Raw genomic sequence first — 26,884 nt, forward strand, 5'->3', positions numbered from 1 at the left:
AATCGTTCGGGATGCCGGCGTGCCTGGCGCAGGCGATGCTCAGTGAATGAACAACACCGCCAGCAGCAGCGGTACCACCAGCCCCAGGCCGACCAGCGGCCAGGTCGCCAGGCGCCCGCCCGCATGCAGCTTGAGCAGGAACAGGCCGGTGACGCTGAAGACCAGGCACGCGAATGCGAACACATCCAGGAACAGGCTCCATGCCTGGCCGGTGTTGCGGCCCTTGTGCAGGTCGTTCAGGTAGGAGATCGCGCCGCGCGTGGTCTTCTCGTACTGGGCCTCGCCGCTGTCGAGCTCAAGGCTGACCCAGGCATCTCCGCCGGGGCGCGGCAGTGCCACGTAGATCTCGTCGGCCGACCATTCGGCCTCGCGGCCGCTGGCATCGACATCGAGCGCCTGTGCCAGCCATGCGGCCAGCGCTTCGGGCACCGGGGCCTTGCGATCGCGGGACTTGCTTGCGCCGGCGGGCTCCTGTTCGCGCAGCGTGTCGAGCAGCGCGGCGGGCACGGTCGCATGGCGCGTCTCGACCGCGGGCTTTGCCTCGATCTGCGATGCGTGGTTGAGCGTGAAACCGGTCACGGCAAACAACATCATCCCGATCAGGCAGATCGCGGAACTGATCCAGTGCCACTGGTGAAGGTGCTTGAGCCAGAACGCGCGGCGCTGCTGGCCGGAAGCTGGCTGGGTTTCGGTCATTGCGGTGGTAAGCGGCTGGCCCCCGTCGGGCCGGCGGCCGGCCCTGCTGGGAATCCTGGGAAGCTGGAGCGCCGTCGCGCGCTTTAGACGCGGTGGTTGTGCCATTGCCATCACAATGGCCGACGCAGGAGAGAAGGATAATCGTTCGCATTTGAATGCGCAAACGGTTCCGGGGCGCGTCAGGTTACGGCGCATTACAAGGGTCAAGCTGTGTTGTGTGTCGTGCGTGCGGCCCGCGCCCCTTCCTCGGATGCGCCGCTCGGGCCGCCACTGCAGCGGCACTACAGCCACATGCCCGCCGCCCACCCCGCCACGCCGCTGGCCAGCACCACCAGCCAGGGCGGCAGCTTCCACACCATCAGCGCCACCAGCGCCAGCGCGACCAGCACGATATCGAGCGGGCCGCGCACCGCGCTGACCCACACCGGCTGCCACAGCGCCGCCAGCAGCAGCCCGACCACGGCCGCGTTGATGCCGGCCAGCGCGGCTTGCGCCCGGCGGTTGCGGCGCAGGCTTTCCCAGTAGGGCAGCGTGCCGACCACCAGCAGCGCGCCCGGCAGGAAGATCGCCACCGTGCACAGCAGCCCGCCGGCCCAGCCGGCCGGAGGCACCTGCGACGAGGCGCCCAGGAAGGCGGCAAACGTAAACAGCGGGCCGGGCATGGCCTGGGCCACGCCATAGCCGGCGAGGAAGGTTTCCTTGCCGACCCAGCCGGGCGCCACCACTTCGGCGTCCAGCAGCGGCAGCACCACGTGGCCGCCGCCGAAGACCAGCGCCCCGGCGCGGTAGAAGGCGTCGAACAGGCGCATGGCAGGATCGGCGCTCAGTTGCGCCAGCACCGGCAGGCCGGCCAGCAGCACGGCGAACGCCACCAGCAGCAGCGCGCCGGCACGATGGCTGACCGGCAGCCCGAGCGGCTCATGCGTGCCGGCCAACGCCGGCCGCAGCAGCATGGCCCCCGCCAGCGCCGCCAACGCCATCACCGCCACCTGCGTCCACGCCCCCGGCAGCGCCAGCACCGTGCCTGTGGCGGCGACCATGATGGCGATGCGCACCGGGCCCCGGCACAGCGTGCGCGCCATGCCCCACACCGCCTGCGCCACCACCGCCACCGCCACCAGCTTGAGGCCGTGCAGCACCCCGGGTGCCGCCAGCATGCCGTAGTGGGAGATGCCCAGCGCGAACAGGATCATCAGCAATGCCGACGGCAGCGTGAAACCCAGCCATGCGGCGAGGGCGCCGGCATACCCCGCGCGCGCCAGCCCCAGCGCGATCCCGGTCTGGCTGCTGGCCGGGCCGGGCAGGCACTGGCACAGCGCGACCACGTCGGCATAGGCGGCCTCGCTCAGCCACTGCCGGCGCCGCACCAGTTCCTCGCGGAAAAACGCCAGGTGCGCGACGGGGCCACCGAACGAAGTCAGCCCCAGCCGCAGGAACGTGAGAAACACGGCAAGCGGGCCGTCATGGCGGCGGCTGTCTTCGGAGGGACTCGGCAAGGTGGCCATACGTGCGGGCGACAGGCGTGAGGAGAGGGTTGCGTCGGTACAACGCGCAGATTCTGCCGGATTTCAATGGTCAACGGCGTGACAGGAGATGCCGGAATCACGTCACTTGCCCCACCGGCAGCCATTAGCGCCCGTTACATCACTTTAATTTCGCGGTTGTTAAAACCAATCAACCATATGCATGGCATGGACGGTATTACCCCAATCAAGTTAGTTTCCCGTCCCGCCGTTAGCCCGCAGACGCACACGCATGCCCGGACAGGCGTCAACCATGAATGACGCCGCAAATGCGTGTCACCGATGAGCAATGCGCAATGCGCTGACGGAGGAATGGAAAGCATGCTGGACAAACTGAGCCTGAAGAAAAAACTGCTGCTGCCGCTGGTGCTGAGCTGGGTCTGCCTGCTCGGCATCACGCTGTGGAACGCCTGGCACCTGCGCACGCTGCGCATGGATGAGCGCCGGCTCGACCTGGCCCACGTCACCGACACCGCGCTCTCGGTGGTGGCCGAGTACGAGGCGCTGGCGAAGGCGGGCAAGCTGCCGGCCGACGAGGCGAAGCAACAGGCCATCGAGCGCGTGCGCGCGATGCGCTTCGGTGCCGACGGCTACTTCACGCTGATGCGTTCCGACACCGTGGTGCTGATGCACCCGTTCAAGCCGGAGATGAACGGCAAGGCCATGGAGGGAATGAAGGATCCCAACGGGGTCTACCTGTTCCGCGACATCGCCGCGATCGGCAAGGGCGCCGGCAAGGGCTACGTCGAATACCTGTGGCCCAAGCCGGGCGCCGAGGCGCCGCAGCCGAAGCTGAGCTACGTGGCCAACTTCCGCCCGTGGGACTGGAACTTTATCGCCGGACTGTACCTGGATGACATCGAAGCGGCGTTCCGCGCCGAGCTGTGGAAGGCGCTGGGCCTGTTGCTGGCGGTCGGCGCGCTGATGTCGCTGGCGATGGTGCGCGTCTCCGCCAGCCTGCACCGCCAGCTCGGCGGCGAGCCGGCCACCACCGCGCAGATCGCCGGCCGCATTGCCGAGGGCGACCTCGCCGGCCATGTCGAGGTGCGGCCGGGCGACGAGCACAGCGTGCTGTTCGCGATGCAGCGCATGCAGGCGCGCCTGACCGGCGCGATCGGCAGCATCCGCGGCTCGGCCGATGCGATCGCCGGCGCGGCCAAGCAGATCGCCGCGGGCAATGCCGACCTGTCGCGCCGCAGCGAAGAACAGGCCGCCTCGCTGCAGGAAACCGCCGCGAGCATGGAGCAGCTCACCAGCACCGTGCGCCAGAGCGCCGACAACGCGCGCCAGGCCAGCCGCCTGGCCGAGGGTGCCTCGGACATCGCCGTGCGCGGCGGCACCATCGTCAACCAGGTGGTCGGCACCATGGGCGAGATCAAGCAGGCTTCGGGCAAAGTGGTCGACATCATCGGCGTGATCGAGGGCATCGCTTTCCAGACCAACATCCTGGCGCTGAACGCCGCGGTGGAAGCCGCGCGCGCCGGCGAACAGGGGCGCGGCTTCGCCGTGGTGGCCGGCGAGGTGCGCACGCTGGCGCAGCGCAGCGCCACCGCCGCCAAGGAGATCAAGGCGCTGATCGGCGACTCGGCGCAGCGCGTGGAGGACGGCGCGGTGCTGGTGGAAAGCGCCGGCAAGGCGATGGACGAGATCGTGGAAGCGGTCAAGCGCGTGACCGACCTGATGGGCGAGATGCGGGCGGCCACCGAGGAGCAGACCGGCGGCATCGAGCAGGTCAACCAGGCGGTGTCGCAGATGGACCAGATGGCGCAGCAGAACGCGGCATTGGTGGAAGAGGCGGCGGCCGCGGCGGCATCGCTGGAAGACCAGGCCGACATGCTGCACCGGGCCGTCGGTCAGTTCCGGCTGGCACGAGCCTGAGCGCGGCGGCGCTGTCACTCCAGCGTCATACGCAGCCTCCGGCTGCGTGTATCATGAAGCGCAGCCGGCTGCACCATGCAGCCGGCCCCCATCCTAAGCAGTCCTCTACCGGGAGCGCGCCATGATGGCATTCATCGGCACCGTGTTCGTTGGCCTCATCGTCGGACTGATCGCACGGGCGGTGAAGCCCGGCGACGACAAGATGGGCTGGATCATGACCATCATCCTCGGCGTGCTCGGCTCGGTGGTGGCCGGCTACGTCGGGCGCGGAATGGGCTGGTACCAGCCAGGCGAACCGGCTGGCTGGTTCGCCTCGGTGATCGGCGCGATCGTGCTGCTGGTGATCTACGGCATGGTCCGCCGCAAGGGCTGACTGGCCTTGCGCACGGTGATGGCATCGTTGGCATCGGCCAGGCTCGGCGCTTCGGGCTTGGCCGGCGCGGGCGCCGCAGGCTGAGCCACCGCGTCTGCGCGGGGCGGCGCTTCCAGCCCTTGCGCCAGCGTGGCGCCCGGCACGGCTTCGGTCGGTGCCGCCATGGTCGGCATGCGCGGCGTGCGCAGGCCCGGCGCCGCATCGCGGCAGCGCAGCAGCGCGCGGTCGCCGCCTGGCGCCATCGCCGACACCTGTGGCGCGATCGCGCGCAGCACCCGCACCGCCAGCGCGCTGGTAAAGCTGTAGCGCACCGCGTACGGTTCGCGCACGTTGACCACCACGGTGCCGAAGAAACGCTCGCCCAGCGTAAACACGAAAGTCGCCGAGCGGTTCACCGAGCGCGACGAGATCAGCCGCCCGCCCGGCCCGTACACCTGGAAGCGCTGGTCGCCGGTGCCGGTCTTGCCCGCCACCGTCAGCGTCGCGCCGTCGCGGCCCGGCACCGTGAAGGCGCCGCGGATCGACTTGGCGGTGCCGCGTTCCACCACGTCCAGCATCGAACGCCGCGCCAGTTCTGCCACTTCGGCCGGCAGCACGCGCTTGCCCGGTCCCGGCTGCAGCACGTAGCGCGTGGCGTACGGCGTGCCGTCGGCAAAGGCCAGGCTGCGCACCGCGGCGCTCTGCGTGACCACGCCGCCAGCCAGCAGGATGCCGGCCAGTTCGGCCAGCGCCGCCGGACGGTCGCCCGCCGCGCCGATCGCGCTGGCGTACGACGGCGTCAGCGAATCGAACGGGTAGCCCACCCGCTGCCAGCGCCTGGCGATGCGGGTGAAGGCGTCCTGCTCCAGCAGCGTGCGGATGCGGTTGTCCTGGCCCGCCTTGCTGCGCGTCTTGAACAGCCACTTGTAGACTTCCTGGCGCTCCGCCGTGCTGGCGCGCAGCAGCTCCGTCAGCGTGGCGTCGGGGTGCTGGTCCAGGTACTCCACCATCCACAGTTCCAGCGGGTGCACCCGTGACAGGTAGCCGCGGTCGTTCAGGTTGAACTTGTCCTTGCCGTACTTGCGGTACAGCGCGGGCAGGTCTTCCTTGGCCAGCTGCTTGTCGCCCAGGCGCGCGCGCATGATGCGGATATAGCTGTCCTCATCCAGGTACGGGCGCGCGCTCAGCAGCGTCACCGACATGCGCACCGCGTTGATATGCGGGATGGTCATGCGCACGCGGCCCAGCAGCGTGTCCAGCCGCTGCCCGGAGGTCTTGCCACGGTAGCGCTGGTAGAAGTTGACCATGTAGGCGCTGCCTTCCTGGTCGGCGAAGCGCTCCAGGTACTCGCGCCGGCCCGGTGCGTAGCGGTCCTCGAACAGGTCGCCGATGTCCGGGTTGGCGTGGAAGGTCTCGTAGCGCACGATGTCGCGCATCATGCGGATGAAGACCAGGTTGACCGAATGCTGGAACGCGATGCGCACGGTCATGTTGCGCTCGCCCGCCTCGCGCTCGAAGTTGGTGAAGCTCTGCAGCCCGCCGCCGGTGTAGAAGCCTTCCCCGGCGCTGCCGGAGTACTTGCGCTCCATCGCGGCCTCGAGCATCGCCATCAGTTCGCGCTCCTCGGGCTTCTTCGCCTTGGACAGGTAATCCACCGCCCAGTGAGCGAGCGCATCCTGCCGTGCCAGCCGCACCGCGGCCAGCTCCGCGCGGCCCATGCCGGCGTATTGCGCATGCAGTTCGCTGATGATTTCCAGGTAGGTCACCAGCGTGCGCAGCTTGGCGGTCGAACCGAGGTTCAGCCGCGCGCCGCTATTGATGTCGAACGGCTGGTCGATGTTGTCGGCCTGGACCCGCACCACGCTGGCGTTGCCGACACGCTCGAACAGCGTGAAGCTGGTCATCAGCTTCGACGGGTCGTCGTTGTCGCGCAGCAGGTTGTGGCCGTACAGGCCCATGGCGCGCGCATCGGCCTTGTTGTTCACGCGCTGCAGCGTCTCGGTGACGATGCGCTGCGCCTCGCGGTTGATGGTGCTGTCGACCGTCAGGTCGAGCCGGTCCATGTCGTAGCGGCTTTCCACGCCGGTCAGGCGGGTGACATCGGCGCGCACGCGGTTGACGGCCTTGCGCGTGACGAACGGTTCCTGCGGCCCGCGCTGCGGCGGAGCGGCCTTGTCCAGCGGCTGCGCCAGCGCCGCGTCGCGCAACTCGGCGGTGATGACGCTGTTGGCGGCCAGCAGGCGCAGGTAGCTGGCCGTCAGCGCATCCAGGTTGGTGTCGTCGCGGCGCAAATGGTATGACGGCCGGCGCTGCGAGATGATCAGCGACAGCGCTCGCTTGAACACCTGCGCCTGGCGCGGCTCGGGCGCGCGCTGGTCCATTTCCTTGAGCAGCCGGTTGACCTCGCCAAAGTCCTCGCCGTACCACACCCACAGCGCGTCGCCGATGCCGTTGATCTCGCCGAAGCCCTCGCGCGCCGACAGCGGCACGGTGTTGAGGTAGTCGACCACGATGCGTTCGCGCGCGCGCTGCGTGTCGGGCCCGTCCAGGTAGGCGCGCAGCGACGCCGACGCCATCTGCCGGAATTTCTCGGGGATCGACGCGGTGCGGCCCTCGGGCGAGTGGCGGTACTTCTCGATCTGCGTGGCCAGCGTGCTGCCGCCGGGCGCGTCGTGCGAACGGTCGGCCAGCCGGATGAACTGGTCGAGCACCGCGCGCGACAGCCGGCGCCAGTCCAGCGCCGGGTTCATGTTGGGGTATTCGGGGTTGAGCAGGCCCTGGTTCTCGACGTACAGCAGCGCGCTGACCAGCAGCGGAGGCACCGTGGCGAAATCGGGATACTGGCGCTGCGGATAACGCTCGAACGCCAGCGTCAGCCCGTTGCAGTCGCGCAGCAAGATGCCTGCCTGGTTCTTCTCGCGGTAAGGCGCGAACAAGCCCTGGTCCATCAGCCGGACCATGTCGGGCGACATGCGCGCCTGTTCGGCGGGAACGTAGCCGCGCTGCTGCAGCCGCTGCGCGAACTGCGGCAGCAGGCCGTAGCCCATGCGTGCATCATACGGACCGGAATGCGGGAAGCGGATGCTGTCGCTGGCGCCAGGCTGGATCTCGAAGGTCAGCCGCTGGCCGAGCTCGCCGATGAGCCGCGCCTGCCAGTGCGAATTGCGCACTTCGCTCGCGACAAAGCTATACACGACGTAGACGCCCCCGGTGAGGGCGACCGCCAAGCCAGCGAAGATCCAGCCACGACGCGACACGTTTGGGCTTCCCTGTTGGGCCGGCCTTGCGCGCATCGGAATCCGCGCACCAGCTCGAAGCGCAATGTTCTCGCGGCACGCGCAGGGCGCGTGCCGTATATCTTGATATTAGTAGGAGTCTGGCCGGCGTGCAGCAAGCATGCGAGGGGTTGTCGCAAGGTTGCTAACACGCGCTATTCGGAGACGCGCTTGCGGCACATGACGCCGCCTTGCTCCGCCGGCGGGTGTCGCATTTTCACGCTTTCTGCGCGCGTGCCGCCGGCCTTCCCCCGAACGGGTAGCCCGGGTCGTTGTAGCCGTGGGTCGACGCATGCCCCGGCACGACCAGAGCATCGATCATCGATTCTTCCCCGGGCGTGATTGCGACACCCAGCGCACCGAAGTAGTCTTCGAACTGCGCCAGCGTGCGCGGCCCCGCGATGACCGACGAGACGATGGGATTGGCCAGCACCCACGCCGTGGCGAACTGCCCCGGCGTCAGGCCGCGCGCCTCGGCATGCGCCTTGAGTTGCTGCGCGATCACCAGCGATTCCTCGCGGAACTCGGTTTCCATCATGCGGCGGTCTGCGCGTCCGGCGCGCGAGCCCTGTTCCGGCGCCTGGCCGGGCGCGTACTTGCCGGTCAGCACGCCGCGCGCCACCGGGCTGTAAGGCACCACGCCCAGGCCATAGTGCGCGCACGCCGGCAGGATTTCGACCTCGGGCACGCGGTTCAGCAGGTTGTAGTACGGCTGGCAGGCCACCGGGCGCGGCACGCCCAGCTTGCCGCACAGCCGCGCGATCTCGGCGATGCGCCAGCCGCGGAAGTTCGACACCGCCCAGTAGCGGATCTTGCCGCTGCGCACCAGGTCGCCCATCGCGCGAACCGCCTCTTCCAGGTTCTCGCCGGGATAGTCGCGATGCAGGTAGAGGATGTCGATGTAGTCGGTCGCGAGCCGGTGCAGGCTGTCCTCGACCGCGCGCGTGATCCACACGCGCGAGTAGTGCGAGTGGTTGGGCGTGGCCCGCATGGCGTTGCCGAGCTTGGTCGCTAGCACCCAGTCGTGGCGGTTGGCGGCCAGCAGGCGGCCGACCATCTGCTCCGAAGCGCCCTTGGTGTAGACGTCGGCGGTATCGATGAAATTCACGCCGTGGTCACGCGCGCTGGCAACGATGCGCGCGGCCTCGGCTTCGTCGGTCTGGTCGGCAAACATCATGGTGCCCAGACACAGCGCCGAAACGCGCAGGTTGCTGGCGCCGAGACGGCGGTAGGGCATGGTGGTGTCTGGCATGGGGTTCTCCGGAAAGGGTGTGTGACCACGGTCCCACATTTTGCCGGGAGTTCGGCGGGCTTGCCCGCAAGCACACCGGCAGTTGGGCGGCAGCGAAATAAACACGGCCGCCATGCCACTTTTATTGCGCCCTTTGCTGCACGCCGATTCCGCGCGACAGCGGCCTGAAATGGTTTCAAGATGTTGCTGGCACGCCAACTGGGGGCGTTTTGCCGCCATATTCTTGCGTTTGCCAGCGGCCTCTAGCCCGCCGGCTGACCAAGAACAAGGAACGGACACCATGCAAACGGAAACCACGGATGTCGTCATCATCGGCGCGGGCCCGGCAGGCTCGGTCGCGGCGGGCTTGCTGCGCAAGCACGGAATCCCGGTACTGGTGATCGAGAAAGAAATCTTTCCGCGCTTTTCGATCGGCGAGAGTCTGCTGCCGCAGAGCATGGCTTATATCGAAAGCGCCGGCATGCTGCGCGCGGTGGTGGAAGCCGGCTTCCAGTACAAGAACGGCGCCGCGTTCTCCCGCGCCGGCCAGCACACCGCCTTCGACTTCCGGGAAAAGTTCTCTCCCGGCTGGGGCACGACCTACCAGGTGCAGCGCGCCCGCTTCGACGATGTGCTGATCCGCGAGGCGGCACGCCAGGGCGCCGAAGTCCGCTTCGCGCATCTGGTCGAGAATGTCGATGTCAGCGGCGCGCAGCCGGAGGTGACGGTGCGCGCGCCGGACGGCAGCCAGTACCGGGTGCGCGCGAAATTCCTGCTCGATGCCTCGGGCTTCGGCCGCATCCTGCCGCGCCTGCTCAAGCTGGAGTCGCCGTCGGGCTTTCCGGTGCGCAGCGCGCTCTTCACCCATGTCGAAGACCGGGTCGCGCCGGGGGCCTTTGACCGCAACAAGATCCTGATCAGCGTGCATCCGCAGCATCCGGATGTCTGGTACTGGACCATCCCGTTCTCGGACGGCCGCTGCTCGCTCGGCGTAGTCGCCGAGAAGGCATTCCTGGACAACTACACCGGCACCGAGACCGAGCGGCTGCGCGCGCTGGTGGCCGAGGAGCCCGGGCTGGCCAGCCTGCTTGCCGATGCCTGCTGGGACACCCCGGCGCGCCAGATCGCGGGCTATTCGGCCAACGTCAGTTCGCTGTGGGGCAATGGCTACGCGCTGCTCGGCAACGCCGGCGAATTCCTCGACCCGGTGTTTTCCTCCGGCGTCACCATCGCCTTCAAGTCGGCCAGCCTGGCCGCGGACTGCCTGGTGCGCCAGCTCGGCGGCGAAACGGTGGACTGGGAGAAAGATTTCGCGCAGCCGCTGCGCGCGGGCGTGGATTGCTTCCGCGTCTTTGTCGAAGCATGGTATGAAGGCCGCTTCCAGAAGCTGATCTTCCACCCCAATGCCACGCCGGAGATCCGCGGGATGATCAGCGCGGTGCTGGCCGGGTATGCATGGGACCGCAACAACCCGTTCGTCGCCGATCCGCGCCGCCGCATGGCGGTGCTGGAGGAATTCTGCAACGTCTGACCGCCGCCGAGCCGGCATGGTCTTTCTGCAAGGACAACAAGCATGACCAATCCGACCGTACTGGTCACCGGATCGTCGCGCGGCATCGGCCGCGCCATCGCGCTGCGCCTGGCGCGCGATGGCTATGACGTGGTGGTTCATTGCCGCGCACGCCGCGACGAGGCCGAAGCCGTGGCCGACGCGGTGCGCGCCCATGGCAGCAGGTCGCGCGTGCTGTGCTTCGACGTCAGCCGCCGCGACGAGGCAGCGGCCACGCTGCTGGCCGACATCGCCACGCACGGCTGCTACTACGGCGTGGTCTGCAATGCCGGGCTGGCCCGCGACGCGGCGTTTCCGGCCATGACCGGCGCCGAATGGGACGAGGTGGTGCACACCAACCTCGACGCCTTCTACAACGTGCTTAACCCGGTGGTGATGCCGATGGTGCAGCGCCGCCAGCCTGGCCGCATCGTCACGCTGTCGTCGGTCTCCGGACTGGTCGGCAACCGCGGGCAGACCAACTACAGCGCCGCCAAGGCGGGCATCATCGGCGCCACCAAGGCGCTTGCCATCGAACTGGCCAAGCGCGCCATCACAGTTAACTGCGTCGCGCCCGGCCTGATCGACACCGACATGGTCGAGCCGCACGTGCGCGAGGAAGTGCTGCGCCTGATCCCGGCGCGGCGCATGGGCACGCCGGACGAGGTTGCCGCCACCGTGGCCTTCCTGCTGTCGCCCGATGCCGGCTATATCACGCGGCAGGTGATTTCGGTCAACGGCGGGATGTTCGGATAAGGCGCGTCGTACCGCCGTCTTTCCGCCGGCGCTGTCCCCGGCAACGCCGGCAGCGACCCAGCAATGGCCGCGGCATCCGGCGATAGCAAGTGCTGGCTGACGCGGACGCGCGCTGCGTCAGTCCCGGTCCGGAGCGCCGGGCGGAAAGAACGAGCGGTAGGGCCGCGCCTCGTCGACGGCACGGGCGAAGGATGGCCGGGCCAGCAGCCGGGAGCGGTACGCGCGCACATGGGGGCATGACGCAGGAACGGGATGCACCCAGTCCGCATAGAACAGCGACGGCGCCGCCGCACAATCGGCCAGCGTGAAAGCAGCCCCTGAGGCCCATTCGCGGCCGGCGAGCCTGGCGTCCAGCCAGGCATAGGCGCTTTCCAGCAGCTTGCGCGCCTCGGCCACGCCATAGGCATCGCGCTGGCCGGGCGGGCGGAGATAGTCGAGCACGATGCGCTGCATCGGCGTCATCACGTACTGGTCGAAGAAGCGGTCCAGCAGGCGGACTTCGAGCGCGTCATCGGGCGCATCGGGCAGCCAGCGCACTTCGCCCCGGTGATGCTGGTCGAGGTATTCGATGATGATGCTGGACTCGAATACCGTGCGCGGGCCATCGACCAGCACCGGCATCCGCTGCAATGGCCATAGCCGCGCATGTTCGGCTGCATGCTCCGGGTGGTCGGGCGACAGCATGCGAAACTCGAACGGGATCGCGTTCTCGTACAGCGCGATCAGCACCTTCTGGCAGTAGGAAGAAAACGGGTGGGCATAAAGCTGCATCGCGGGCTGCATCGCGGTCTCCTGTTGGCCCGCCCGCCTACGCCTCGGCGAAGCGGTCGGTGGCGGCGATCAGCTGGTCCATGATCCCCGGCTCGGTCCACGCGTGGCCTGCCCCTTCGATCAGGTGGAAATCCGCCTTCGGCCACGCCTTGTGCAGGGCATGGGCATAGCGCACCGGGCAGGGCATGTCATAGCGCCCGTGCACGATGACGCCGGGGATATCGGCCAGCTTGCCTGCGTCGCGCAGCAGCTGTCCATCCTCCAGCCAGCAGCGGTGCGTGAAGTAATGGTTCTCCAGCCGCGCGAAAGCCAGCGCGAAGTGGCTGTCGTCATGCCTGGCGCTGTTGCCGGCATCCGGCAGCAGCGTGATGGTCTCGCCTTCCCACACGCTCCAGGCGCGCGCGGCTTCGATCTGCATGTCCTTGTCGTCGCCGGTCAGCAGCTTGCGATAGGCCGCCATCATGTTGCCGCGTTCCGCTTCGGGCACCGGCGCCTGGAAGCGCTCCCATTTCTCGGGGAACATCTCGGACACGCCGTACTGGTAGTACCAGTCCAGCTCCGCCTGCGACACCGTGTAGATGCCGCGCAGCACCAGTTCGCTGACGCGCTGCGGATGCTTCTGCGCATAAGCCAGGGCCAGCGTCGAGCCCCAGGAACCGCCGAATACCAGCCAGCGCTGCACGCCGGCGATTTCGCGCAGCCGCTCGATATCGTCGACCAGGTGCCACGTCGTGTTGTTTTCCAGCCCCGCATGCGGCGTCGATCGTCCGCAGCCGCGCTGGTCGAACAGCAGCACGTCATAGCGCGCCGGGTCGAACAGCCTCCGATGGTCGGCCGAGATCCCGCCACCGGGGCCGCCGTGCAGGAACACCGCCGGCTTGGCGCCTGGCGTGCCGACGCGCTCGTAGTAGAGGACGTGGCCGTCGCCGACGTCGAGCGTACCGGTGTGGTACGGCTCGACTTCGGGGTAGAGGGTGCGGAGGGGGGACATGAGGTGTGGCTCCGGTAGTCTCGAGGCCACAGTGTACGCCGCCAGATCGTTGGATCGCGTCAGCCGGCGCTCAGCCTTGTTCCATCTCGTGCTGTCCAGCAGGCGTTGCTTGAGGCGGCATAAAAAAACGGCACCCAAAGGTGCCGTTTTGCTTGCCAGGCAGATCGCGCCAGCCGGCGCGATCCCGCTCAGTCTTCCAGCTTCGGCAGCGAAGCGCTCACCTGCGTCGACAGCAGGCCCGTCTTCGCATACGTCTGCAGCTTCTCGCGCGTATCGACGATATCCAGCGTACGCATGGTCAGCTGGCCGATGCGGTCCAGCGGCGTGAACATCGACTCGCCCTTTTCCATGGTCAGCCGTTCCGGCTTGTAGGTCAGGTTGGGCGAGGTGGTGTTCAGGATCGAGTAGTCGTTGCCGCGGCGCAGTTCGATGGTGACTTCGCCGGTGATGGCGCCGGCCACCCAGCGCTGGGCGGTTTCGCGCAGCATGATGGCTTGCGGGTCGAACCAGCGGCCCTGGTACAGCAGGCGGCCCAGGCGGCGGCCGTTGTCGCGGTACTGCTCGATGGTGTCTTCGTTGTGGATGCCGGTGATCAGGCGCTCGTAGGCGATGAACAGCAGCGCCAGGCCCGGGGCTTCGTAGATGCCGCGGCTCTTGGCTTCGATGATGCGGTTCTCGATCTGGTCGCTCATGCCCAGGCCATGGCGGCCGCCGATGCGGTTGGCTTCCATGAACAGGTCGACGGCGTTGGCGAAGGTCTGGCCGTTCAGCGCGACCGGCTGGCCTTCCTCGAAGCGCACGGTGACTTCCTCGCGCTTGACTTCGACGTCATCGCGCCAGAACTGCACGCCCATGATCGGCTGGACGATGCGGATGCCCGAATCCAGGTGCTCCAGGTCCTTGGCCTCGTGGGTGGCGCCCAGCATGTTGGAGTCGGTCGAGTACGCCTTCTCGGCCGACATCTTGTAGTCGAAGCCGTTCTGGCGCATGAACTCGGACATCTCGGCGCGGCCGCCCAGTTCGTCGATGAACTGCTGGTCCAGCCATGGCTTGTAGATCTGCAGGCCGGGGTTGGTCAGGAGGCCGTAGCGGTAGAAGCGCTCAATGTCATTGCCCTTGAACGTGCTGCCATCGCCCCAGATGTTGACGCCATCTTCCTTCATTGCGGCAACCAGCATGGTGCCGGTGACCGCGCGGCCGATCGGGGTGGTGTTGAAGTAGGTGATGCCGGCGGTGGAGATGTGGAACGCGCCGCACTGCATGGCGGCGATGCCTTCGGCCACCAGTTGCGTGCGGCAGTCGACCAGGCGGGCTTCCTCGGCGCCGTAGGCCTTGGCGCGGCGCGGGATGTCGTCGTAGTCGGGCTCGTCGGGCTGGCCCAGGTTGGCGGTGTAGGCGTAGGGGACGGCGCCCTTCTGGCGCATCCAGAGGAGTGCCGCGCTGGTGTCAAGGCCGCCGGAGAAGGCGATACCGACGCGCTCGCCGGTAGGAATGTGCTGCAGGATCGTAGTCATCGCCAGAAATCTAAGTGAATTTGTCGGCTCTTGGGCGGGCTTCCGCCGCGTTGCCCGAAAGGGCGCCAGCGCGCGCGGAAGCACGGCGACGCGGCCGGCCGAGTCACGGGCCGAGTCAGTGCCAAACGCGAATTGTGACACGGCAGCGCCCACGCGCCAAACGGCCGCCGCCGCCGGGCCGTTGGCGGCACCCCGGCCGAGCGTTGAAATGCCGCGAACGCGCCCTTCAAAACTCTCGACTGGTTCGCTCGCGGGACCCCTCCCTATACTCCGCCGCATCGTTGTTTTGAGAGCGGAATCGTCATGCTGCATCGCGCCCTGCAAGGGATCCGGGTCCTGGACCTGTCGCGCATTCTCGCCGGTCCCTGGTGTACCCAGAACCTGGCCGACCTGGGCGCCGAGGTGACCAAGGTCGAACATCCCCGGCGCGGCGACGACACCCGCGGCTGGGGTCCCCCCTACCTCGACGCACCGGCCGGCACCGAAGGCGATCCGCGCCTGTCGGGCTATTTCATTTGCTGCAACCGCGGCAAGCGCTCGGTGGCGATCGACTACGGCACACCGGAAGGCGCCGCGCAGGTGCGCGAGCTGGCGCGCGAGGCCGACGTGCTGGTCGAGAACTACAAGGTCGGCACGCTGCGCCGCTACGGGCTCGACTACGAATCCCTGAAGGCGATCAACCCGCGCCTGGTTTATCTGTCGATCACCGGCTTCGGCCAGGACGGGCCGATGGCCGACAAACCCGGCTACGACTATGTCTTCCAGGGCATGGGCGGCTTGATGAGCTATACCGGCCAGCCCGACGGCGCACCGGGCGCGGGACCGCTGCGCACCGGCGTGGCGGTGGTGGACCTGAGCACCGGCATGTATGCGACCTCGGCGGTGCTGGCCGCGCTGTACCAGCGGCAGTCGACCGGAGTCGGCGCTCACCTCGACATCGCGCTGCTCGACGTGGCGGTGGCGATGAACGCCAACCAGGCTGCCAACTACCTGGTCTCTGGCCAGAACCCGCAGCGCAGCGGCAACGCGCATCCCAACTGCGCGCCGTATGAAGTGTTCCGCTGCGCCGACGGCCACCTGATCCTGGCGATCGGCAATGACGGCCAGTTCGCCCGCTTCTGCGCGGTGGCGGGCATGCCCGAGCTGGCGCAGGATCCGCGCTACGCCACCAATTCGGCGCGCATCGAGCACCTGCCGGCGCTGCGCGCGCTGCTGACCGAGCTCTTCCCTGCCCGCACGCGCACCGACTGGACCGAAGCGTTTGACGCCAACGGCGTGCCGTGGGGCCCGATCCACTCCATGGACGAAGTCTTCGCCCACCCGCAGGTGCAGCACCGCGGCCTGATGCGCGTGGCGGAGCATGCCGTCATGGGCCGCGTGCCGATGGTGCGCAACCCGATGCTGGCGGGCCACGACGGCCCGCTCGTGCCACCGCCGCTGCTGGGCGAGCACAACGCCGCCGACTGATGTTCCTGCCCACACAAGACCGACAAACCCTGCTCCGGAGACACCCGATGAAGCCAGTCCTTTCCACCGTTGCCCTGTTCGCCGCGCTCGCCACTGCCGGCGCCGCGCAGGCCAGCGCCTACCCCGACCGCCCGATCAAGCTGATCGTGCCCTACGCCGCGGGCGGCACCACCGACATCATCGCCCGCATCGTCGGCACGCACCTTGGCCCGGTGCTGGGCCAGCCGGTGGTCGTGGAGAACCGCCCCGGTGCCGGCGGCGCGGTGGGCAGCGCCTATGCCGCCAAGCAGCCTGCCGACGGCTACACGCTGGTGATGGAGGTGGAAAGCTCGCATGCGGTGAATCCCAACGTGTACGTCAAGACCGCGTATGACCCGGTGAAGGACTTCGCGCCGATCAGCAACCTCGCCGACGTCCCGAACGTGCTGGTGGTCAACCCGTCGTTCCCGGCCGGCGACCTGCAGTCATTCATCAAGCTGCTGAAAGCCAATCCCGGCAAGTATTCGTTCGGCTCGTCGGGCAACGGCGGCCTGAGCCACATGAACGGCGAGCTGTTCATGAACGCCACCGGCACGCGCATGCTGCACGTGCCCTACAAGGGCCTGGGGCCGGCGCTCAACGATGCGGTCGCTGGCCAGATCCAGGTTGTGTTCGACAACATTCCGTCGTCGTCCGCGCTGATCCAGGGTGGCCGGCTGAAGCCGCTGGCGGTCGCGGCGAAGCAGCGCCTGAAGGTGCTGCCCAACGTGCCGACCTATGCCGAAGCCGGCCTGCCGGCGATGAACAATCCGTCGTGGTTCGGACTGGGCGCGCCGGCCGGCACGCCGGCCCCTATCCTTGACAAGCTGAACCAGGCCGTGCGCAAGGTGCTGGCCGAACCCGACGTGATCGCCGCGATCGAGAAGCAGGGCGCGATCCCCGCGCCCACCTCGCGCCAGGCCTTCTCCGAACTGGTGCGCGGGCAGAATGCGCACTGGAAGAAGGTCGTCGACGATATCCAGTTCACCAGGCTCCAGTAAGCAAGCCACCAGCAAGGAACGACATGAACGAATCCATCCGGGAACAGCACGCCGGCGTCGACATCGACGCGCGCGGCATTGCCACCGTCACCATCCGCGACGCAGGCTCCCTCAACATCCTCGGCACGCCAGTGATCGCCTCGGTCACGCGCGCGATCGAGGCGCTGGCCGCCAATGACGCCGTGCGCGTGGTGGTACTGCGCGGCACCGGCGACAAGGGCTTTATCGGCGGCGCCGACATCAAGGAAATGGCCGCGCTGGACCGCGCCAGCGCACAGGCATTCATCAGCGGCCTGCGCCGCCTGTGCGACGCGGTGCGTCACTGCCCGGCGCCGGTGATCGCGCGCATGCCGGGCTGGTGCCTGGGCGGCGGGCTGGAGCTGGCGCTGGCGTGCGATATCCGCATTGCCGCCGACAATGCTCAGCTCGGCATGCCCGAGGTCAAGGTCGGCATCCCGTCGGTGATCCACGCGGCGCTGATGCCGCGCCTGATCGGCAATGCGCGCGCGTCATGGCTGCTGCTGACGGGGGAGATCGCCAATGCCGAAGACGCGCTGCAGTGGGGGCTGGTCAGCCGGGTGGTGCCGCTGGATGCGCTGGACCAGGAGGTCGAGCGCGTGGCCGCGCTGCTGGCGGGGTTCGGCCTCGTTGCCGTGCGCCAGCAGAAGCGCCTGCTGCGCGAGTGGGAAGACGCGCCGGTCGATGTGTCGATCAACAACAGCGTGGCGGAATTCGGCAGCGCGTTCGACACCGGCGAGCCGCAGCAGCATATGGCCACGTTTCTCAACCGCAAGCGCTGAGCCGCGCCTCGGTTTGCGCGATTACGGCGCCGTGCTGGCCACGGCGCCACCCTCGCGCGTGGCCACCACGCGCGGATCGTTGAGCAGGAACTGCGCGAACGCCTCGGCAAATGACGGCAGCTTGCCGTCGGCGCGCACGATCAGGTTGAGCTCGCGCAGCGCCCAGGGCTCGGCCAGCCGCACGCCCACTACGCGCGCTTCGCGCAGCGCCTGTGCCGCCACGCTGCGCGGCACGAGTGCCACCCCTACCCCCGCCTCGGCCAGCGACAACACCGCGTCGAAACTGTGCGCATGCAGCCGCACGTTCGGACTTTTGCCCGCACGCTGCGCCATGTCGCGCAGGAACAGGAAGTTGCTGCTGGTGCGGCTCATGCACACAAAGTCGAAAGCCAGTGCCGCGCCGAAGCGGACCTCCGGCTCGCGCGCCAGCGGATGCTCCGCCGCGACCGCCAGGATCAGTTCGTCGCGCGCATAGCGCACCGAGCGCACGCCGGTGGTCTCGAAGTCGCCGGCAAGGATGCCGACGTCTGCCTCGTGCGCCGCGACCGCGGTCAGGATCGACTGGCTGGCGCGTTCCTCCAGGTCGATGTTCACGTCCGGGTTGGCCAGCAGGAAGCGGCTCACGCTCGGGATGATGAAGCCGTTGAGCGAGCTGCTGTTGGCCAGCAGCCGGATATTGCCTTTCAGCCCCGCCGAGAAACGGCCCACCTCGCCGTGCATGCGCTCGACGCCGAGCAGCAACTCGCGCACATGGACCAGCAGTGTCTCCCCGGCCGGTGTCAGTTCCATGCCGCGCGCGGTGCGCACGAACAGCGGCGTGCCCATCGCATGCTCGAGGTTCTTGAGCCGGTAGCTGGCCGCCGAGGCGGTGATATGCGTGGCCGAAGCGCCGCCGGAGAGACTTTGTGCATCGGCAATCGCCTGGAACAGGCGCAGGTCGGTCAGTTCGTAACGCAAGGCAGCCCCGGAGGTCTAAGGTGGTCAGGCGAGAGCCGGATCGTGCCGGTTCGCGGGCATTCTAGTGCAGCCCGGCATGCGCGCCTTCGCCGGCGACGGTTTCGCATTTATGTGGACACCAGTCACTTTGTTTGCTAAGGTATGTGGACGGCGTACACAAAAGCGCTGCGGCCGTTTCCGGATCCCCGAGGCGATCGTCCGCACAACGGACCGTACGACGGCTACGTTCTTCCTGGCTGCCCCGCCCGGGTGGCCCTCACTACAGGAGTTGTCATGCAAGTCCAGCCCTATCTCTTTCTTGAAGGTCGTTGCGATGAAGCTGTCGAGTTCTACAAGAAGATCCTTGGCGCCAAGGTCAATATGCGGATGACGTTCAAGGAGAACCCCGAGCCCGAGAAGGCTGACCCCGGCTGCCAGGCTCCGCCGGGAACGGAAGACAAGGTCATGCACATGGAATTCCAGATCGGCGACAGCGTGATCATGGCTTCCGACGGCCGCTGCTCGAACCAGCCGAAGTTCGAGGGCTTCGGCCTGACCATCAGCTTTGCCGACAAGGCCGGGGGGGAAAAGGCCTTCAACGGCCTGAAGGAAGGCGGCCAGGTGGTGATGCCGCTGGACAAGACTTTCTTCGCCGAGCAGTTTGGGATGGTCACCGACCGCTTCGGCGTCATGTGGATGCTGATCACCGAGCAGAAGTAAGCGCGGCGCGGTTTCGCCGGCGGCGGCATACGGGATTACAATGCGCGCCGCCAGCCGGAGAAACCGGCGAACCCACGACAGCCACGCGCCATGGACGAACGCATCACGGAACTCGAAATCAAGCTCGCCTTCCAGGAAGACCTGCTCGATACGCTCAACACCACGGTGGCGCGCCAGCAGCAGCAGATCGACCTGCTGCAGGAGCAGTTCCGCGCGTTGTACCAGCAGTTGCGCAGCGCCACGTCGACGGCGGCAGAGTCCGATCCCCTGCAGGAAATCCCGCCGCATTACTGAGGCCGCGCGCATGCGCGCCAGCGCAATGTGACGGAACACCATCCCGCGCGCGCGGTCTGACTGGCTGACCCCCATTCATGGCGCGCCGGCGAGGCGCGCACCATCCGCCACATGCGCCTGCGCCCCTCCCTGCTCCTTGCCTCCGCGGCCTTCCTTGCGGCCGTCTGTACGGCCGCCACGCCCGCGCTGGCCGGCTACAACGTCTGGACCGGCGAATACACGCTCACCCGCCAGGAACTGCAGGCCGCGCTGGAGCAGCGTTTTCCCGCCACGCTGCGCTATGCGGAAGTGGTGACCGTACAGCTTAGCCACCCCCGGCTGGTGCTCGACGAGGCCAGCAATCGGCTTATCACCCATGTCGACGCCCGGCTGACCAACGCACTGCTGCCCTCGCCGCCGGTCGACGGCAAGCTGGCGCTCAACAGCGGCGTGCGCTACGACTCAGGCAAGCGCGCCGTGCTGCTCGACAACCCCACGGTGCAGCAAGTCGAGGTGACCGGCATGGCCCAGTACCGCGAGCAGCTCAATGCCATTGGCGCGGTCGTTGCGCAGCAGCTGCTGAAGGACTATCCGGTCTACACCTTCAAGCCCGAGGAACTGCGCTTCGGCGGCAAGGAGGTCGAGCCGGGGACGATCACGGTCGGCAAGGACGAAGTGCGGGTCGAAGTGAAGAACCGCTAACGCTGCACCGTATCCCGCTTGCCGCGGAACACCAGCGCCAGTCCCGCCAGCACCGCCGCCATCCCGGCAACCGCCAGCGGCGCCATCCGGTTGCCCAGCAGCAGGTAATCCAGCACCGCGGTGCCGGCAGGCACCAGGTAGAACAGGCTGGTCACATTGACCAGGTTGCCCGCGCGGATCAGCCGGTAGAACAACAGCGTGGCGCCGATCGAGATGCCGAGCGTCAGCCACAGCAGCGGCAGCGCGAACGGCAGCGACACCTCGAAGGCAAAGGGCTGGAACGGCAGGCACAGCAGGCATGCCGCGAGGCTGGCGCCATACTGCAGCGGCAGCACCTGCGCCGGCTCGCGCGTGATGCGCTTCTGCAGGATGGCGCCGACGGTCATGCAAGCCAGCGATGCCAGCCCGCACAGCACGCCCGCCACGGAAAGCCGTGCCAGCAGCAGGCTGTCCGCGACCACCAGCGCCAACCCGGCGAGCGCGAGCGCCAGACCCGCCATGCGGGTGGCGCTGTAGCGCCGCTCGGTCAGCAACAGGGTCAGCATCGGTTGCGCGCCCAGCACGGTGGCCAGCACACCAGGCGTCATGCCATGGTCGAGTGCAAGGAAGTAGAACACGGCGTAGCCGCCAATCAGCAGCAGGCCGGTCAGCGCCACGTGCAGCCGTTCGCCGCGCGGCGGCAGCACGTGGCCGCGTGCCAGGCCGATGGCGCCGAGCACCGCCAGCGTCATGGCGAAGCGCAATGTCAGCAAGGCAAAGGGCGTGGCATGGTCCAGCCCGAGGCGCGCCGCGATGGCGCCGCTGCTCCACAGCAGCACGAACAGCGGTGTGGCCCAGAACGCGGCGGATACCGCATGCGGGGAGTTGGCCGCGGCGCCCAGTTGCGCCGCGCAGTCTTTTTCGGTGGTCATGGATGTCATCTGTCGAAAGCATGGCAGACCCCGGCGCGCAGGCGCGCGCATCGACCGGTAGCGGCGCGCGGTGCGCGCTGCTACCGTGCCGTCAGGCACACGCAGGCGTGAATACCGGGGACGAGATGCGGGCCGCGATGCGCGCCCGTCAGCCGCGCGGCGGCGGGGGCGGATGCGCGCCGCCGGAGAACGGCGGCGGCGGTGCGACAGAGACGAACGCAGGCTGGCGACGCACGCACGGCAACGCGTCGCACGGCGGTGCGGCGTTGACGGGGCGTTGGCGGTCTGCGGTCATGACGAAATCGGAAATTTGATGCGAGGGTCTGGCGATGCTAAGCCTGCGCGGGGGCCGCGTCAACGGGCGGGATGCATGGCCCCGGCCGCCGCTCAATCTGGAGCGCCTGCATCAAGCTGCGCCACCAGCGCCTGCAGCGTAGGCGCGCAGCCGGCTTCCACCTTCAGCGCCAGCATGTCGTCCGCGCGCGTGGTGCCGAGGTTGAGCGCCGCCACCGGCTTGCCCATCTGCTCAGCCCAGAAGCAGAAGCGGTAGCCCGAGTAGACCATCAGCGACGAGCCCACCACCAGCATCGCATCGGCGGCCTCGAGCGCCGCGCGCGCGGCATCGACGCGCACGCGCGGGACCGACTCGCCGAAGAAGACCACGTCAGGCTTGAGGATGCCGCCGCAGCGCGCGCACTCGGGCACGCGGAACTGCGCGAACAGCGGCGATTCGAAATGCACGTCGCCATCGGCGGCAGGCTCGGCGATCACGTCGCGCAGCGCGGCGTTCTGGTCCAGCAGCCAGTCCTGCAGGCCGGCGCGGTCATGGCGCGCGCCGCAGTCCAGGCAGATGGCGCTGGCCAGACTGCCGTGCAGCTCGATCACGCCGCGGCTGCCGGCACGCTGGTGCAGGCCGTCGACATTCTGCGTGACCAGCGCACCCAGGCGGCCCTGCTCGTCCAGCCGAGCCAGCGCATGGTGCGCGCCGTTGGGCCGCGCCTGCCACGCCACCGGCCAGCCCAGCATGCTGCGCGCCCAGTAGCGCTGGCGCCCGGCGTGCGAGCCGAGGAAGGCCTGCAGCGTGATCGGCTGCGAACGCTGCCACTGGCCGCGCGCGTCGCGATAGCCGGGGATGCCGGAATCCGTGCTGATACCGGCGCCGGTCAGCACGAACAGGCGCGGATGGCGCCGTACGAAGTCGAGCAGCGCGTTCAATTGGCCGGATCCTCCGCGCTGGCCGGATCCTCCGCGCTGGCCGGGTCCTCCGCGTGCCGCGCGGCCTGGCGCGCTTCCCACGCGCGCAGTTCCTCGCGGTAGCGGTCCAGCTCCTGGTAGTAGAAATCGAAGATGCATGGATCGCAGCCGGAGCCGCAGCATTCGTCGTCGCCGGGCCGTTCGGGCGGCACCGGGCGCGGGTCGTCGACGGGGTTGGCGGCAGGATTGACGGGAGACGCTTGGGACACGGACTGCACGCCGCTGCGGGCGCAATTGGCGGATCAGCCGCCAGTATATGCCGCTGGCGCCAACCACGCCGCCGACCCCACTGCGTCCCTGCAGCACCGGGCCAGTGACGCTCAGTGATTCAGCAGCACGTTTCCGACCGGGATCACCAGCGGCGTGCCGGACAGGCAGGCCATGTCATCGTCGGCAAGCCAGCGCGCCACCAGATCGGCCAGCCGCGCGCCGATGCGGGCCAGTTCGGGCGGGTCGGCCAGGTAGACCGCGTCGATCACGTCCTGGTCGAACGCCAGCGACGCGCTGATGCGGCAGCGGCCGGGCGAACCGGGCGGCTCGGCCTGCCAGCTCACCTCCACCTCGCTGCCCCCGGCACGATGGTATTCGGCCGACATCGGGAACAGCCGGCAGGTATGTTCACGGGTCCACTCAACCAGTGCGGTCATGGCGATTCCCCCCCTAAGTATTGTCCGTGCGGTCCCATGCGGCCCGCCGGGTGCGCCGCTGGCGGCTTCAGCGGCTCCGTGCATGGCAGAGCCGGTCGTGCGCGCGTGGCGGCACGCCCGGCGCGCCTGCGTCGATAAGCCGGACCCGCACGCATATCGCGCCGCCGAACAGCGCATTCACCGCTGCCTGGGCATCCGGGTACCGCCCCATCACGCCATTGCCCAGCATCAGCATCCAGCCCCATTTTCCCGGCGAATCAGCGCCAGTTGCTGCGCGGCGGCCTGGCAAAGGAAACAACCGTGCATCTTCCCCACCCGCCCTGGCCTGCGTTCATCTTAGTCACTGCACGCGCCCTGCGCAGTGCGCTCCCGGCAGCGGATGCCGATCTGCATGCTTCCGAGCGGCATGATGAATTGTTTCGCGGCGCACACGCCAGGCGGCCCGAGCGCCGCGTTTTTGCCCGAAGATAAGCCGACGCCCATCCCGGCCGCGCACAGACCGGGCAACCGGCGCCGCATTGCGGCTGCCTGCTGAACGGACGACGACATGAAGGCAGCCACACCCCTGGGGTTGCGGATCCTGCGGCTGGCAGCGCTTGCGCTGGCGGCTTGCCTTGCCGTTGGCGCCCGGGCCGCGCCGGACTCTGCGCCGGCCTCAGCGCCCATACCGGCCTCAGCGCCCATACCGGCATCAGCGATCACGGCACCAGCGATCGCGCCCCCGGCACCCGCCGCGACCGACACGTCCGCCACCGCCACCGCCAACGCCACCGCCGCCCCGGCCCGCGGCACGCGTCCGCGCATCTGCCTGGTGCTGTCCGGCGGCGGCGCGCGCGGCGCCGCGCATATCGGCGTGCTCAAGGTGCTGGAGGAGTTGCGCGTGCCGGTAGACTGCATCGCAGGAACCAGCATGGGTTCGCTGGTCGGCGGCGCCTATGCCACCGGCATGTCGCCCGCCGAGATGGAGCGGCTGGTCAGCGGGCTGAGCACCGAAAAGCTGTTCAAGGAACGCCCGCCGCGCAAGGACCTGACCATCCGCCGCAAGCAGGACGACTTCACCAACCTGTTCACGCCCGAGATCGGCGTGCAGGCGAGCGGCCTGCTGCTGCCCAAGGGCGCGGTCTCGGGCGTGCAGCTGGAAACGGTGCTGCGCCAGCTGGCGCGCACGCCGGGCTACCGCGACTTCGACAAGCTGCCGATTCCCTACCGCGCCGTCGCCACCGACCTGGTCTCCGGCACGCCGGTGGTGTTCAACGCCGGCGAGCTGGCCAACGTGATGCGCGCCAGCATGTCGGTGCCGGGCGCGGTGGCGCCGTCGGAATACCAGGGAAAGCTGCTGGTCGATGGCGGGCTTACCGACAACCTGCCGGTCGGCGTGGCGCGCGCGATGGGCGCCGATGTCATCATCGCCGTCAATCTCGGCACGCCGCTGATGAAGCGCGAGGAGCTGACCTCGGTCATCGGCGTGACAGGCCAGATGCTCAACATCCTGACCGAGCAGAACGTGCGCGCCTCGCTGACCTCGCTGGGTCCCGCCGACGTGCTGATCGAGCCCGCGCTCGGCGATTTTTCCGCGACTGACTTCGACCACCTGACCGCCACCATCCCCATCGGCGAAGCCGCGGCGCGCAAGGTGGCCGAACGCCTCGCGCCGCTGGCGCTGCCGCCGGCGCAGTACGCGCAGCTGCGCGCGGCGCAGCAGGCGGTGCCGCCGCCTGACACGCGGCCGGTCGATGCGATCGAGATGGCGCCGCTGCATCGCGTCAACCCCGAGGTCGCCACGGCGGTGATGGAGACCAAGCCGGGCGAGCCGCTCGACCAGGCCACGCTCGACCAGGACATGCGGCGGCTGTTCGGCACCGGCGACTTCGAGCACGTCAACTACGGCCTCCTGGAAGAGCCGGGCAAGCGCATCCTGGTGGTCAATGCGGTCGAGAAATCGTACGGGCCGGACTATCTGCGCTTCGGCCTCGGGCTCAGTTCGGACTTCCGCGGCGATGCGTTCTTCAACCTGGTCGGCAGCTACCGGCGCACCTGGCTGAACTCGCTTGGCGCCGAATGGCGCACCGATGCCCAGGTGGGCCAGACCACTTCGCTGATAAGCGAGTTCTACCAGCCGCTCGACACGCGCCAGTATTTCTTCATCGCCCCGCGCGTCGAGCTGGAGCGGCGGCCGGTCAACGTGTTTCAGGGCAGCACCCGCCTGGCCACCTATGACCTGCGCCGCTTCGACGTAGCGCTGGACGTGGGCAGCCAGTTCACCAAGTACGGCGAGCTGCGGGTGGGCGTGCAGACCGGCACGCTGGACGCCACGCTGAGCACCGGTCCGGAGGCGCTGTCGCCGGGCCCCGGCAGGATCAAGCGCGGCGCCATTACCGGCCGGCTCTTCTTCGACCAGCTCGACAGCGTCGACTTCCCACGCTTCGGCTATTCGGGCTCGTTACGCGTCTACGCCTCGCAACCGGGGCTTGGTGCCGACGATTCCTATGTCAAGGCGCAGGTTGAAGCGATATATGCGCATTCGTTCGGCAACCATACCGTCTCGCTCGGGCTCAAGGCCGGCACCAATGTCGGCAACCCGCTGCCGCGCTATGACCTGTTCCAGTGGGGCGGCTTCCTGCAGCAATCCGGCTATGCGACCGGGCAACTGCTGGGCGGCAACCTGCAGTTTGCGCGGCTGGTCTACTACAACAAGCTGGCGCGGCAGACGCTGCTGCAGGGCATCTACGCCGGCTTTTCGCTGGAGGCGGGCCGCATGGGCGCGCCGCTGGTGCCGGGCAGCCCGACCGGGCTGCTCAAGTCGGGATCGCTGTTCCTGGCGCTGGACAGCCCGCTCGGGCCGCTCTATTTCGCCTATGGCCGGGCCGCGGCCGGGACATACAGCTTCTACCTCTACCTCGGCAAGCCGTTCTGAGGCGCGAGACCTCCGCAGCGCGGAGGCCGACATGTGCCGCATGCGTACCCCACCAAAGTTGTATGTAATGTCTTAATTCAAATGTCTATACTTTTCCTGTCAGCAAGACCCCTCTTGATTGACAGACCCTTCCCCGGTCGCCGCCACCCCAGCGGCGACTTTTTTATGGGCGGTCGCCGCATGCCAGGCAATGACCGCCAGTGCATGGCTACCCACTCCTATAATCCCCGCCTCGGGCCGCGCTGCCGGCCACACTCGCGGAGATTTCCATGCAGATCGATTTCACCCATTTCACGCCATGGCTGTCGCTGGCCGGCGGGCTCGTCATCGGGCTGGCCGCGGCGCTGCTGATCCTGGGCCTGGGCCGGATTGCCGGCATCAGCGGCATCGTCGGCGGCATGCTGTCGCTGCCGCACGGGGACACCGGGTGGCGCGCCGCCTTTGTCGCCGGGCTGCTGCTGGCGCCGTGGCTGGCCGGCGCCTTCGGGACCATGCCGCAGGCGCGCATCGACGCGGGCTGGGGCACGGTGCTGGCCGCGGGGCTGCTGGTCGGGATCGGCACGCGCTATGCCGGCGGCTGCACCAGCGGCCACGGTGTATGCGGTCTGTCGCGCGGTTCGGTGCGTTCGCTGGTGGCCACGCTGACCTTCATGGCGGCAGGCTTCCTGACGGTGCTGGTGCAACGCCACCTGCTCGGAGGCTGAC

General features: G+C 68.3%; 26 protein-coding genes. 12 read left to right on the top strand and 14 right to left on the bottom strand.

All coding sequences use genetic code 11. The features are described from left to right. Nucleotides 1–39 precede the first annotated feature (39 nt). Together VSR71_RS13630 and chrA are read right to left on the bottom strand one after the other, a co-directional pair. Complete coding sequence (locus VSR71_RS13630; protein ID WP_342914393.1) at nt 40–696, bottom strand: PepSY-associated TM helix domain-containing protein; 657 nt, start codon at nt 694–696, stop codon at nt 40–42. Nucleotides 697–977: 281 nt separating this feature from the next. Next, nucleotides 978–2,201: a chromate efflux transporter gene (gene chrA / locus VSR71_RS13635; RefSeq protein ID WP_342914394.1), complete on the bottom strand. Its 1,224-nt coding sequence runs from the start codon at nt 2,199–2,201 to the stop codon at nt 978–980. 339 nt (nt 2,202–2,540) lie between these two features. Here chrA and VSR71_RS13640 point away from each other — a divergent pair, with 339 nt between their 5' ends. Continuing rightward, nucleotides 2,541–4,097: a methyl-accepting chemotaxis protein gene (locus tag VSR71_RS13640; RefSeq protein ID WP_342914395.1), complete on the top strand. Its 1,557-nt coding sequence runs from the start codon at nt 2,541–2,543 to the stop codon at nt 4,095–4,097. Nucleotides 4,098–4,218: 121 nt separating this feature from the next. Further along, nucleotides 4,219–4,470, top strand: a complete 252-nt coding sequence (locus VSR71_RS13645) for a GlsB/YeaQ/YmgE family stress response membrane protein (protein WP_342914396.1) — start codon at nt 4,219–4,221, stop codon at nt 4,468–4,470. Here the strand turns inward: VSR71_RS13645 and VSR71_RS13650 are convergent. Further along, on the bottom strand, nt 4,443–7,706 hold the full coding sequence (locus tag VSR71_RS13650; protein ID WP_342914397.1) for a transglycosylase domain-containing protein: 3,264 nt from the start codon (nt 7,704–7,706) through the stop codon (nt 4,443–4,445). The genes VSR71_RS13645 and VSR71_RS13650 overlap by 28 nt on opposite strands. Nucleotides 7,707–7,941: 235 nt before the next feature. Further along, on the bottom strand, nt 7,942–8,976 hold the full coding sequence (locus VSR71_RS13655; RefSeq protein WP_342914398.1) for an aldo/keto reductase: 1,035 nt from the start codon (nt 8,974–8,976) through the stop codon (nt 7,942–7,944). A gap of 280 nt (nt 8,977–9,256) precedes the next feature. Here VSR71_RS13655 and VSR71_RS13660 point away from each other — a divergent pair, with 280 nt between their 5' ends. Both VSR71_RS13660 and fabG read left to right on the top strand, forming a co-directional pair. Further along, nucleotides 9,257–10,486 carry an NAD(P)/FAD-dependent oxidoreductase gene (locus VSR71_RS13660; protein ID WP_342914399.1) on the top strand — a complete coding sequence of 410 codons (1,230 nt, stop codon included), beginning with the start codon at nt 9,257–9,259 and terminating at the stop codon, nt 10,484–10,486. Nucleotides 10,487–10,528: 42 nt separating this feature from the next. Then, complete coding sequence (gene fabG, locus VSR71_RS13665) at nt 10,529–11,260, top strand: 3-oxoacyl-ACP reductase FabG (RefSeq protein WP_342914400.1); 732 nt, start codon at nt 10,529–10,531, stop codon at nt 11,258–11,260. 117 nt (nt 11,261–11,377) lie between these two features. Here fabG and VSR71_RS13670 read toward each other — a convergent pair whose 3' ends face one another. The 3 genes from VSR71_RS13670 to argG form a co-directional block, all read right to left on the bottom strand. Continuing rightward, nucleotides 11,378–12,031: a glutathione S-transferase family protein gene (locus tag VSR71_RS13670; RefSeq protein WP_342914616.1), complete on the bottom strand. Its 654-nt coding sequence runs from the start codon at nt 12,029–12,031 to the stop codon at nt 11,378–11,380. 37 nt (nt 12,032–12,068) lie between these two features. After that, nucleotides 12,069–13,022 carry a prolyl aminopeptidase gene (pip, locus tag VSR71_RS13675; RefSeq protein ID WP_342914401.1) on the bottom strand — a complete coding sequence of 318 codons (954 nt, stop codon included), beginning with the start codon at nt 13,020–13,022 and terminating at the stop codon, nt 12,069–12,071. Nucleotides 13,023–13,210: 188 nt separating this feature from the next. Continuing rightward, entirely contained in the window at nt 13,211–14,536 is a 1,326-nt protein-coding gene (gene argG, locus VSR71_RS13680) for an argininosuccinate synthase (RefSeq protein WP_342914402.1), read from the bottom strand. A 303-nt stretch (nt 14,537–14,839) separates the two neighbouring features. On the opposite strand from argG, the gene VSR71_RS13685 reads away from it, so the two are divergent. The 3 genes from VSR71_RS13685 to VSR71_RS13695 are packed head-to-tail and all read left to right on the top strand — an operon-like array spanning nt 14,840 to nt 17,822. Then, nucleotides 14,840–16,003: a CoA transferase gene (locus VSR71_RS13685; protein ID WP_342914403.1), complete on the top strand. Its 1,164-nt coding sequence runs from the start codon at nt 14,840–14,842 to the stop codon at nt 16,001–16,003. A 47-nt stretch (nt 16,004–16,050) separates the two neighbouring features. Beyond that, nucleotides 16,051–17,022 carry a tripartite tricarboxylate transporter substrate binding protein gene (locus tag VSR71_RS13690; RefSeq protein WP_342914404.1) on the top strand — a complete coding sequence of 324 codons (972 nt, stop codon included), beginning with the start codon at nt 16,051–16,053 and terminating at the stop codon, nt 17,020–17,022. A 23-nt stretch (nt 17,023–17,045) separates the two neighbouring features. Beyond that, nucleotides 17,046–17,822: an enoyl-CoA hydratase gene (locus tag VSR71_RS13695; RefSeq protein WP_342914405.1), complete on the top strand. Its 777-nt coding sequence runs from the start codon at nt 17,046–17,048 to the stop codon at nt 17,820–17,822. A gap of 21 nt (nt 17,823–17,843) precedes the next feature. On the opposite strand, the gene VSR71_RS13700 is transcribed toward VSR71_RS13695, so the two are convergent. Next, nucleotides 17,844–18,779, bottom strand: coding sequence for a LysR family transcriptional regulator (locus VSR71_RS13700; RefSeq protein ID WP_342914406.1), 936 nt, complete (start codon nt 18,777–18,779; stop codon nt 17,844–17,846). Nucleotides 18,780–19,052: 273 nt separating this feature from the next. Between VSR71_RS13700 and VSR71_RS13705 the strand changes: the two genes are divergently transcribed. From VSR71_RS13705 to VSR71_RS13715, 3 genes are all read left to right on the top strand, one after another. Then, nucleotides 19,053–19,478: a VOC family protein gene (locus VSR71_RS13705; RefSeq protein WP_342914407.1), complete on the top strand. Its 426-nt coding sequence runs from the start codon at nt 19,053–19,055 to the stop codon at nt 19,476–19,478. A gap of 90 nt (nt 19,479–19,568) precedes the next feature. Continuing rightward, on the top strand, nt 19,569–19,772 hold the full coding sequence (locus VSR71_RS13710; protein ID WP_342914408.1) for a SlyX family protein: 204 nt from the start codon (nt 19,569–19,571) through the stop codon (nt 19,770–19,772). A gap of 111 nt (nt 19,773–19,883) precedes the next feature. Then, nucleotides 19,884–20,453 carry a DUF1439 domain-containing protein gene (locus tag VSR71_RS13715; RefSeq protein WP_342914409.1) on the top strand — a complete coding sequence of 190 codons (570 nt, stop codon included), beginning with the start codon at nt 19,884–19,886 and terminating at the stop codon, nt 20,451–20,453. On the opposite strand, the gene VSR71_RS13720 is transcribed toward VSR71_RS13715, so the two are convergent. The 6 genes from VSR71_RS13720 to VSR71_RS13745 all read right to left on the bottom strand — a co-directional run bounded on the left by VSR71_RS13720 (nt 20,450) and on the right by VSR71_RS13745 (nt 23,814). Then, complete coding sequence (locus VSR71_RS13720) at nt 20,450–21,364, bottom strand: DMT family transporter (protein ID WP_342914410.1); 915 nt, start codon at nt 21,362–21,364, stop codon at nt 20,450–20,452. The genes VSR71_RS13715 and VSR71_RS13720 overlap by 4 nt on opposite strands. Nucleotides 21,365–21,751: 387 nt before the next feature. Then, the gene (locus VSR71_RS13725; RefSeq protein ID WP_342914411.1) at nt 21,752–22,579 is read right to left on the bottom strand and encodes an NAD-dependent protein deacetylase; all 828 of its coding nucleotides are present in this window, start codon (nt 22,577–22,579) and stop codon (nt 21,752–21,754) included. Further along, nucleotides 22,576–22,827: an oxidoreductase-like domain-containing protein gene (locus tag VSR71_RS13730; RefSeq protein WP_342914412.1), complete on the bottom strand. Its 252-nt coding sequence runs from the start codon at nt 22,825–22,827 to the stop codon at nt 22,576–22,578. The genes VSR71_RS13725 and VSR71_RS13730 overlap by 4 nt, the downstream gene beginning before the upstream one ends. A 111-nt stretch (nt 22,828–22,938) precedes the next feature. Continuing rightward, nucleotides 22,939–23,265 (bottom strand): hypothetical protein, encoded by a 327-nt coding sequence (locus VSR71_RS13735; protein WP_342914413.1) that lies wholly within the window; start codon nt 23,263–23,265, stop codon nt 22,939–22,941. A gap of 67 nt (nt 23,266–23,332) precedes the next feature. Continuing rightward, nucleotides 23,333–23,500, bottom strand: coding sequence for a hypothetical protein (locus tag VSR71_RS13740; protein ID WP_342914414.1), 168 nt, complete (start codon nt 23,498–23,500; stop codon nt 23,333–23,335). A 101-nt stretch (nt 23,501–23,601) separates the two neighbouring features. Beyond that, nucleotides 23,602–23,814 carry a hypothetical protein gene (locus tag VSR71_RS13745; protein ID WP_342914415.1) on the bottom strand — a complete coding sequence of 71 codons (213 nt, stop codon included), beginning with the start codon at nt 23,812–23,814 and terminating at the stop codon, nt 23,602–23,604. Here VSR71_RS13745 and VSR71_RS13750 point away from each other — a divergent pair. After that, nucleotides 23,813–26,179 (top strand): patatin-like phospholipase family protein, encoded by a 2,367-nt coding sequence (locus VSR71_RS13750; RefSeq protein ID WP_342914416.1) that lies wholly within the window; start codon nt 23,813–23,815, stop codon nt 26,177–26,179. The genes VSR71_RS13745 and VSR71_RS13750 overlap by 2 nt on opposite strands. Before the next feature lie 269 nt (nt 26,180–26,448). Continuing rightward, entirely contained in the window at nt 26,449–26,883 is a 435-nt protein-coding gene (locus tag VSR71_RS13755) for a YeeE/YedE family protein (protein ID WP_342914417.1), read from the top strand. Nucleotide 26,884: the final 1 nt, after the last annotated feature.

This window comes from Cupriavidus oxalaticus, assembly GCF_038900635.1.
Taxonomy (GTDB): domain Bacteria; phylum Pseudomonadota; class Gammaproteobacteria; order Burkholderiales; family Burkholderiaceae; genus Cupriavidus; species Cupriavidus oxalaticus_B.

Excerpts from the sequence above, each read along its gene's own strand:
- VSR71_RS13715 (WP_342914409.1), top strand. The coding sequence starts at position 19,884 with ATGCGCCTGCGCCCCTCCCTGCTCCTTGCCTCCGCGGCCTTCCTTGCG.
- fabG (WP_342914400.1), top strand. The coding sequence starts at position 10,529 with ATGACCAATCCGACCGTACTGGTCACCGGATCGTCGCGCGGCATCGGC.
- VSR71_RS13645 (WP_342914396.1), top strand. The coding sequence starts at position 4,219 with ATGATGGCATTCATCGGCACCGTGTTCGTTGGCCTCATCGTCGGACTG.
- VSR71_RS13670 (WP_342914616.1), bottom strand. The coding sequence starts at position 12,031 with ATGCAGCTTTATGCCCACCCGTTTTCTTCCTACTGCCAGAAGGTGCTG.
- VSR71_RS13705 (WP_342914407.1), top strand. The coding sequence starts at position 19,053 with ATGCAAGTCCAGCCCTATCTCTTTCTTGAAGGTCGTTGCGATGAAGCT.
- VSR71_RS13750 (WP_342914416.1), top strand. The coding sequence starts at position 23,813 with ATGAAGGCAGCCACACCCCTGGGGTTGCGGATCCTGCGGCTGGCAGCG.
- VSR71_RS13745 (WP_342914415.1), bottom strand. The coding sequence starts at position 23,814 with ATGTCGTCGTCCGTTCAGCAGGCAGCCGCAATGCGGCGCCGGTTGCCC.
- VSR71_RS13690 (WP_342914404.1), top strand. The coding sequence starts at position 16,051 with ATGAAGCCAGTCCTTTCCACCGTTGCCCTGTTCGCCGCGCTCGCCACT.
- VSR71_RS13640 (WP_342914395.1), top strand. The coding sequence starts at position 2,541 with ATGCTGGACAAACTGAGCCTGAAGAAAAAACTGCTGCTGCCGCTGGTG.
- VSR71_RS13710 (WP_342914408.1), top strand. The coding sequence starts at position 19,569 with ATGGACGAACGCATCACGGAACTCGAAATCAAGCTCGCCTTCCAGGAA.
- VSR71_RS13695 (WP_342914405.1), top strand. The coding sequence starts at position 17,046 with ATGAACGAATCCATCCGGGAACAGCACGCCGGCGTCGACATCGACGCG.
- VSR71_RS13630 (WP_342914393.1), bottom strand. The coding sequence starts at position 696 with ATGACCGAAACCCAGCCAGCTTCCGGCCAGCAGCGCCGCGCGTTCTGG.
- VSR71_RS13685 (WP_342914403.1), top strand. The coding sequence starts at position 14,840 with ATGCTGCATCGCGCCCTGCAAGGGATCCGGGTCCTGGACCTGTCGCGC.
- VSR71_RS13660 (WP_342914399.1), top strand. The coding sequence starts at position 9,257 with ATGCAAACGGAAACCACGGATGTCGTCATCATCGGCGCGGGCCCGGCA.
- VSR71_RS13655 (WP_342914398.1), bottom strand. The coding sequence starts at position 8,976 with ATGCCAGACACCACCATGCCCTACCGCCGTCTCGGCGCCAGCAACCTG.
- argG (WP_342914402.1), bottom strand. The coding sequence starts at position 14,536 with ATGACTACGATCCTGCAGCACATTCCTACCGGCGAGCGCGTCGGTATC.
- chrA (WP_342914394.1), bottom strand. The coding sequence starts at position 2,201 with ATGGCCACCTTGCCGAGTCCCTCCGAAGACAGCCGCCGCCATGACGGC.
- VSR71_RS13735 (WP_342914413.1), bottom strand. The coding sequence starts at position 23,265 with ATGACCGCACTGGTTGAGTGGACCCGTGAACATACCTGCCGGCTGTTC.
- VSR71_RS13740 (WP_342914414.1), bottom strand. The coding sequence starts at position 23,500 with ATGCTGATGCTGGGCAATGGCGTGATGGGGCGGTACCCGGATGCCCAG.
- pip (WP_342914401.1), bottom strand. The coding sequence starts at position 13,022 with ATGTCCCCCCTCCGCACCCTCTACCCCGAAGTCGAGCCGTACCACACC.
- VSR71_RS13720 (WP_342914410.1), bottom strand. The coding sequence starts at position 21,364 with ATGACCACCGAAAAAGACTGCGCGGCGCAACTGGGCGCCGCGGCCAAC.
- VSR71_RS13755 (WP_342914417.1), top strand. The coding sequence starts at position 26,449 with ATGCAGATCGATTTCACCCATTTCACGCCATGGCTGTCGCTGGCCGGC.